The organism is Acidovorax sp. GW460-11-11-14-LB4, from assembly GCF_059423685.1.
In genome coordinates this window covers 79,535-87,151 of the sequence record NZ_JBWKYJ010000009.1, presented here as the reverse complement: position 1 = coordinate 87,151, position 7,617 = coordinate 79,535, and the positions used below count along the sequence as shown (strand labels likewise).

Genomic DNA, 7,617 nt, shown 5'->3' with positions numbered 1-7,617 from the left:
GTCCATCCCTCCCCTTCCCCACCGCCCCCGCACCGTGCTGGTGACCGGTGCCGCCAAGCGCCTGGGTCGCAGCATTGCGCTGGCCCTGGCTGCCGGCGGCTGGCAGGTGGCGGTGCACTACCGCTCGTCAGCGCAAGATGCTATCAATACAGTAGCTGAATGTGCAAGATTGACTAGCGCAAGCGCCCATTTTGAGGCCGATTTTGATGACGAAGCCGCCGTGCGCGGCCTGCTGCCCCGCGTGGTGGCGCACTTTGGCAGCGTTGACGCGGTGGTCAACAGCGCCTCCCTGTTCGAGCACGACAACGTAGAGACCTTTGGCTTTGCCGCGCTCGAAAAGCATCTGCGCAGCAACACCGCGGCCCCCGTGCTGCTGGCCCAGGCCCTGCACCAGCATTTGGCCGACCGGGTGGCGGCGGGTGAGGCCGACGCGCAGGGCGCCGTGGTCAACCTGCTGGACCAGAAGCTCTGGAACCAGAACCCCGACTTCATGAGCTACACGCTCTCCAAGGCCGCGCTGGAAGCCGCCGGCACCATGCTGGCGCTGGCCCTGGCGCCGCGCGTGCGTGTGGTGGGCGTGGCACCCGGCCTCACATTGACCAGCCATATGCTGAGCGACGAAAAGTTCGCCCAGTTGCATTCCCTCAGCCCCCTGGGCCGCTCTTCCACCGCCGAGGACGTGGCCGCCACGGTGAAGTTTGCGCTGGAGAACCGTTCCATCACCGGCACCACGCTGCTGGTCGATGGCGGCCAGCACCTGATGAAGTTTGACCGCGATTTCTCGTTGATGTGAGCCCAGCGCTTGCGCACACAACGAGCCCCCACCATGACACAGACCCCTTCCCAGATGACTGGCACGCAGATCCTGACGCTCACCGGTTTGCGCTTCGATGCCAACCTAGGCATCCTCGACCACGAAAAGACCGACCCGCAACCCATTCAGGTCGATGCCGAACTGAGCCTGGGCGTGCAGCCGCTGGCCCCGCGCGACGACGACATCGGCCATGTGCTGGACTACCGGCGTGTGCGCCAGATCATCATCGACGAGTGCACGGCCGAGCATGTGAACCTGCTGGAGAGCCTGATCGGCAAGCTGGCCAACCGCCTGATGCAGCTGCCCGGTGTGCTGGGCGTGCGCGTGAAGATTGCCAAACTCGAAATTTTTGACGACTGCGAAGTGGCCATTCGCGTCGAGACAGGACAGTGGTGACCCCATGAGCACCGTAGTGAACGAAGCCCCGACCACCAACCCCGCCCTCTTCGCCCCCGTCGGCTGGGCCGACGAGCCTGCAGAGGCAGCCGCCAGCGGCGCCGCCCGAATGAAGATCGAGCGTGAAACCCACAAGCTGGAAAAGCGCCTGTGCCGCGAAGTCGGCAAGGCCATCGTCGACTTCAACATGATTGAAGAAGGCGACAGGGTCATGGTGTGCATGTCGGGTGGCAAGGACAGCTATGCGCTGCTGGACATCCTGCTCAAGCTCAAGGCCCGCGCGCCCATCCACTTTGACCTGGTGGCCGTGAATCTGGACCAGAAGCAGCCGGGGTTTCCTGAGCATGTGCTGCCCGAGTACCTGGCCAGCACCGGCGTGCCCTTCCACATCGAGAACGAGGACACCTACAGCATCGTCAAGAAGCTGATCCCCGAGGGCAAGACCACCTGCAGCCTGTGCAGCCGCCTGCGCCGGGGCATTCTGTACCGCGTGGCCGATGAGCTGGGCTGCACCAAGATCGCGCTGGGCCACCACCGCGACGACATCCTGCAGACGCTGCTGCTCAACATGTTCTTTGGCGGCAAGATGAAGAGCATGCCGCCCAAGCTGGTCAGCGACGACGGCAAGCATGTGGTGATCCGCCCACTGGCCTACGTGGCCGAGAAAGACACCGCCCGCTGGGCTGCGCACCGCAACTTCCCCATCATCCCCTGCAACCTGTGCGGCAGCCAAGAGAACCTGCAGCGCAAGCAGGTGGGCGAGATGCTGCGCGAGTGGGAAAAGCGCTTCCCCGGCCGCGTGGAGAACATGTTCAACGCCCTGCAGAACGTGGTGCCCTCGCACCTGCTGGACGGCAGTCTGTACGACTTCAAGAACGCCAAAGCCACCGGCATCGCCAGCGAAGACGGCGACAAGGCCTTTGACAAGGAAGAGTTTGCGGCGCCATCGCCATCGCTGCCCGGCGTGCAGGTGGTGCAACTGTCGTGAACTGCCGGGGCCAGCGGCACTCTCACGGAGATCCGTGTTTCAGGACACTCTGACCATGACACAACGCCGATGGATTCCCGCCCTGCTCCTGGGCCTCACCGTCACCCTGCTCGCAGGCTGCAGCACCACTCGCGTGGTGGAGAGCCAGGTGCAGAGCTTCTCAACGCTGGCGGCCGTGCCCGCACCCGCTACGTACGGCATTGAGCGCCTGCCTTCGCAGCAGGCCCCTTCGTTCGACACCATCACCACACTGGCCGAACAGGCCCTGGCGCGCGCGGGCCTGCAGCGCGACGATGCTGCGCCCCGCCTGCTGGTGCAACTGGGCGTGCAGGCCGACGCCGTGCCGCGCTATGACCCGTTCCGCCCGTACGGCCCTTACGGCCCCGGCCCCTGGGGCATGGGCGGCTGGTATGGCCGAGGCTGGGGCGTGCATGGCATGTGGCGTTTTGGCGAGCCCACGCCCCTGCACCGCCGCGCGGTCAGCATCGTGATGCGCGACGCCAGAACCCAGGCCGTCGTGTACGAAACCTCCGCCGTGCACGAAGATGTGTGGGTGAGCGATCCGGCCGTCTATGGCGTGCTGTTCGACGCCGCACTCAACGGCTTTCCGAAGCCGCCCGAGGGGCCACGGCAAGTACGCCTTCCATTGGTTCCGCCCTCACACTGATTCCCTCTACGCCCGTCTATTGCATGCACGCCACCCGCATCGTTGCCATCCGCCACGGCGAAACCGCCTGGAACGTGGACACCCGCATCCAGGGCCACCTGGACATCCCGCTCAACGACACCGGCCTGTGGCAGGCCGCCCAGGTCGCGCAGGCCCTGGTGGGCGAGCCGATTGCCGCCATCTACACCAGCGACCTGCAACGCGCGCACGCCACCGCCCAGGCCGTGGCCCACACCACAGGCGCCCCGTTGAAGACCGAGCCGGGATTGCGCGAACGCAGCTTCGGGCACTTCCAGGGCCGCACGTTTGCCGAGATCGAGGCCGAGCTGCCTGAGGACGCATTGCGCTGGCGCAAGCGCGACCCCCACTACACGCCCGAGGGCGGCGAATCCCTTGTCACCTTGCGGGACCGCATCGAACGCACCGTGACCGCGCTGGCGCAGCAGCATGTGGGCGAGCAGGTGGTGATGGTGGCGCACGGCGGCGTGCTCGATGTGCTGTACCGCCTGGCCACGCGCCAGGACATCCAGGCGCCGCGCACCTGGCAACTCTCCAACGCCGCCATCAACCGCCTGCTGTGGACGCCTGACGGCCTCACCCTCGTCGGCTGGGCGGACACCCAACACCTTGACCAGATTGTCCTGCGCGATGAAAACCACGCCTGAATTGCAATCCACCATCGGCCAGCGGGTGGACGCTATCGACACCCCCGCACTGGTGGTGGACCTGGATGCCATGGACCGCAACATCCAGCGCATGGCCGACTTCGCGCGCAAGCACCACGTGCGCTGGCGCCCCCATGCCAAGCTGCACAAGAGCGCCGAACTCGCGCTGCTGCAGCAACGTGCCGGCGCCCAGGGCGTGTGTGTGCAGAAAGTGGCCGAGGCCGAGGCGCTGGCCGCCGGTGGGGTGGATGACATCACCATCACCAACCAGGTCATTGCCATGCCCAAGCTGCACCGCGTGGCGCGGCTGGCGGCGCTGCTGGCGGCACGCGGCGGTCGCCTGGGCGTGGCCGTGGACCACATCGACGGCATCGAACGCCTGGCCGAAGCCATGGCGCAGTACGGCAGCGATGCGGGCATCGATGTGCTGGTCGAGATCGACGTGGGCCAGGGCCGCTGCGGCGTGCCGCCGGGCGAGGCCGCCGTGCCTCTCGCGCTGGCCGTGTCGCGCAGCCCCCGCCTGCGGTTTGCGGGGCTGCAGGCCTACCATGGGCGCGCCCAGCACCTGGCCAGCAGCGTGGGTCGGCGCGAGACCATCGCCGCTGTCGTTCGCGCGGCGGATCACACGCGCCAGCTCATCGAAGCCGCCGGGCTGCCCGTGCCGCTGATCACCGGATCAGGCACAGGCACTCTGGTTCACGAGGCCGCCAGCGGCGTGTTTGGCGAGTTGCAGGCAGGCTCGTTTTTGTTCATGGACGCAGATTACGCGCGCAACGAACGCGATCCTGCGCAGCCCGCGTTTGAACATGCGCTGTACGTCAAGACCCAGGTGGTGTCGGTGCGCGACACCCACGCCGTGTGCGACGCCGGTCACAAGAGCCACGCCATTGACTCCGGCCTGCCCACGGTGGCCCTGCTGCCCGCCGACCGCACCCTGCGCTATGCCAACGGGGGCGACGAGCATGGCTTGCTCTACGCAGACGCTCCCGATGCCCGCCTGCCCAGCCTGGGACACATGCTCTGGCTCATCCCTGGCCATTGCGACCCCACGGTCAATCTGCATGACTTTTTGATCGGCGTGCGCGGCGGTTTGGCGGCCGGCACGGTGGAGCGCATCATCCGGGTGGATGCACGGGGAGCGCTGACATAGGCGCAGCCCTCTAAACACCGGGGCTATAGGGGTTCACCTGCCCCGGTGTGAGCTGGCTGCTGGACCACAATCCGGCAACATGAGCCCCAGCCAGATCATCGTCCTTGCCACACCCGTCTTCTTCCTGCTGATCGCCCTTGAGCTGGCCATTGGCTTCAAGCGCCAGCGCAACACCTACCGCCTGGCCGATGCCGTCAGCAGCATCAGCCTGGGCATGCTCAGCCAGACCAGCGCAGTGTTCACGCGGCTGCTGCGCATCGGCATCTACACCGCCCTGTTCGAGCACGTGGCGCTGTGGCGCAACGATGCGTTCTGGACCAGCCTGCCCGGCTGGCTGCTGGCGCTGGTGTTCTACGACTTGTGCTACTACTGGCTCCACCGCATGGGGCATGAATCGGCGGTGCTGTGGGCCGCGCACGCGGTGCACCACCAGAGCCAGGACTACAACCTCAGCACCGCCCTGCGCCAGACGAGCTCGGGCGCGCTGCTGGGCTGGATCTTTTATGTGCCCATGGCACTGGCGGGCGTTCCGCCGCTGGTGTTCGGCGCCGTGGCGCTGATTGACCTGCTCTACCAGTTCTGGGTGCACACCGAGCAGGTGGGACGCCTGGGCTGGTTCGACCGCTGGTTCTGCAGCCCGAGCAACCACCGCGTGCACCATGCCGTCAACGACGCCTATCTGGACAAAAACTACGGCGGCATCCTGATCCTGTGGGACCGACTGTTTGGCACCTTCAAGGATGAAGACGCGCAGGAGAAATGTGTGTACGGCACGCGCGGCCTGCTCAACAGCTGGGACCCGCTGTGGGCCAACGCCCAGGTGTACGCCGGGCTGGCGCACGACAGCTGGCACGCACGCAGCTGGCTCGACAAGCTCAAGGTCTGGATCAATCCGCCGGGCTGGCGGCCTGCGGACGTGGCGGAGCGCTTTCCCAAGCCGGCCTTCAGCATGGCGCAGATGGCGCTCTACCACCCACCGATGTCGCGCGCCGTGCAATGGTTTGCACTGGTGCAATTTGTGCTGCTGCTCGGGGGCGTGGCGGCCTTTTTGTGGCAGGCCGATGCGGCGCCGCTGGCGCACAGCGCCGTCTGGTTCGCTGTGCTGCTGACAGTGCAATGGTCGCTGGGCGCTGTGATGCAGGGGCGCCTTCGCATGCTGATGGCGCTGATGCTGCAAAGCGCGGCACTGGCCACGGCCACCAGTGCGCTGGAGTTCACACAATGGCATTGGCTGTTCAAACCGCTGACCATGGCGATTGCTATTATTTTGGTAGCTGCCAGTGCATATTCGACTAGCGCAAGAGGTGCACCAGGCGCAAAAACTCCCTGGGTCTTGCTGATCGCGGCCCTGGGCGGGTCATTGGCGGGGGATGTGTTCCTCATGTTCCAGGGCTTCTTCATCCCCGGCCTGGTGAGCTTTCTGGTAGCGCATCTGTTTTATGTGGCGCTGTTCAAAAGTGGACTGGCGTGGTTTCCGCACCGGGGTGCGCTGGTGGCCACACTGGGCATCGGCGTGGCCATGTACGCCTTTCTGTGGGCGGGCGGCCTGCCGCCTGCATTGCGCGCCCCCGTCGCTGCCTATGTGCTGGTGATCGCGCTGATGGCGGCCCAGTCGGTGGGCCGTGCCACCGTGTTGCGCGACACCGCTTCGCTGTGTGTCGCCATCGGCGCCGGGTTTTTCATGCTCAGCGACGCGCTGCTGGCCACCAACCGGTTTGTGACGCCCCTGCCCATGGCGCAGGTCTGGGTGCTGGCGACGTATTACGCTGCGCAGGCGCTGATCGTGGCAGGCATGCTGCGGGGCACAGCCCGCGGAGAGCCCGGCTCTGCCACGCCCCTCACACCCCAAACAGATCTTGCCCGCTCGCCTTCGGCGGCGTAACCCCCAGGTGGCGGAACGCCGCCAGCGTGGCAATGCGTCCACGCGGCGTGCGCTGCAGGAAGCCCTGCTGGATCAGATAGGGCTCGATCACGTCCTCGATGGTGCCGGCCTCTTCGCCAATGCTGGCCGCGATGTTGTCCAGCCCCACGGGGCCGCCATCGAAGCGGTGGATCACGGCTTCGAGCAGCTTGCGGTCCATCACGTCAAAGCCTTGCGGGTCCACATCGAGCATGGCCAGCGCCTTGTCGGCAATGGGTTTGGTAATGCGCCCATCGCCCTTGACCTCTGCATAGTCGCGCACCCGGCGCAGGAGCCGGTTGGCAATGCGCGGTGTGCCGCGCGAGCGGCGGGCGATTTCGAAGCCACCTTCCTCATCCATCGGTGCATGGAGCAACCCGGCACTGCGCTGGACAATGCGCGCCAGCTCCTCGGCCGTATAGAACTCCAGCCGCGCCACGATGCCGAAGCGGTCGCGCAACGGGTTGGTCAGCATGCCCGCACGCGTGGTGGCGCCCACCAGGGTGAAGGGCTGAAGGTCCAGCTTGATGCTGCGCGCTGCCGGCCCCTCTCCGATCATGATGTCGATCTGGTAGTCCTCCAGCGCAGGGTAGAGGATTTCCTCCACCACGGGTGACAAGCGGTGGATCTCGTCGATGAAGAGAACGTCGTTCTTTTCCAGATTGGTCAGCAGCGCCGCTAGGTCCTTGGGCTTTTCCAGCACCGGGCCGCTGGTCTGGCGCAGGTTTACGCCCAACTCCGCCGCGATGATGTGCGACAGCGTGGTCTTACCCAGGCCGGGCGGGCCGAACAGCAGCACATGGTCCAGCGCCTCACCCCGCTTCCTCGCCGCGCCGATGAAGATTTCCAACTGCTCCCTGGCCTTGGCCTGCCCCACATACTCCTGCAAGAGTTTGGGGCGCAGGGCACGTTCGATGGCCTCCTCTTGGGGCGAAACGGGAACTGCGGAGATGACGCGTTTGGCGGGGGCGGGGGTGAAGTCGTCGGTCTGGATGGTCATTGTGTGAGCAGGGAGAGTCTGCGCCTTAGATACTGCG

Annotated in this window: 8 protein-coding genes; 7 read left to right on the top strand and 1 reads right to left on the bottom strand. The window is 66.0% G+C overall.

Features of this window, described 5'->3' with window-relative positions; translation table 11 throughout:
* Window positions 1-4: 4 nt before the first annotated feature.
* The 7 genes from AC07X4_RS06230 (at window position 5) to AC07X4_RS06200 (ending at window position 6,562) form a co-directional block, all read left to right on the top strand.
* Window positions 5-793, top strand: a complete 789-nt coding sequence (locus tag AC07X4_RS06230) for an SDR family oxidoreductase (RefSeq protein WP_494739562.1) — start codon at window positions 5-7, stop codon at window positions 791-793.
* A 33-nt stretch (window positions 794-826) separates the two neighbouring features.
* Window positions 827-1,210 (top strand): dihydroneopterin aldolase, encoded by a 384-nt coding sequence (locus AC07X4_RS06225; RefSeq protein WP_192420890.1) that lies wholly within the window; start codon window positions 827-829, stop codon window positions 1,208-1,210.
* A gap of 4 nt (window positions 1,211-1,214) precedes the next feature.
* Window positions 1,215-2,198, top strand: coding sequence for a tRNA 2-thiocytidine(32) synthetase TtcA (gene ttcA / locus AC07X4_RS06220; RefSeq protein WP_494739561.1), 984 nt, complete (start codon window positions 1,215-1,217; stop codon window positions 2,196-2,198).
* 55 nt (window positions 2,199-2,253) lie between these two features.
* Complete coding sequence (locus AC07X4_RS06215) at window positions 2,254-2,865, top strand: DUF4136 domain-containing protein (protein ID WP_494739560.1); 612 nt, start codon at window positions 2,254-2,256, stop codon at window positions 2,863-2,865.
* Window positions 2,866-2,888: 23 nt separating this feature from the next.
* On the top strand, window positions 2,889-3,530 hold the full coding sequence (locus AC07X4_RS06210) for a histidine phosphatase family protein (RefSeq protein ID WP_494739559.1): 642 nt from the start codon (window positions 2,889-2,891) through the stop codon (window positions 3,528-3,530).
* A complete protein-coding gene (locus AC07X4_RS06205; RefSeq protein WP_099731351.1) occupies window positions 3,514-4,680 on the top strand; it encodes a DSD1 family PLP-dependent enzyme in 1,167 nt (388 codons plus the stop codon). The genes AC07X4_RS06210 and AC07X4_RS06205 overlap by 17 nt, the downstream gene beginning before the upstream one ends.
* 79 nt (window positions 4,681-4,759) lie before the next feature.
* Window positions 4,760-6,562, top strand: coding sequence for a lysoplasmalogenase family protein (locus AC07X4_RS06200; protein WP_494739558.1), 1,803 nt, complete (start codon window positions 4,760-4,762; stop codon window positions 6,560-6,562).
* Here the strand turns inward: AC07X4_RS06200 and ruvB are convergent.
* Complete coding sequence (ruvB, locus tag AC07X4_RS06195) at window positions 6,519-7,580, bottom strand: Holliday junction branch migration DNA helicase RuvB (RefSeq protein WP_056059575.1); 1,062 nt, start codon at window positions 7,578-7,580, stop codon at window positions 6,519-6,521. The genes AC07X4_RS06200 and ruvB overlap by 44 nt on opposite strands.
* Between the last annotated feature and the right edge of the window lie 37 nt (window positions 7,581-7,617).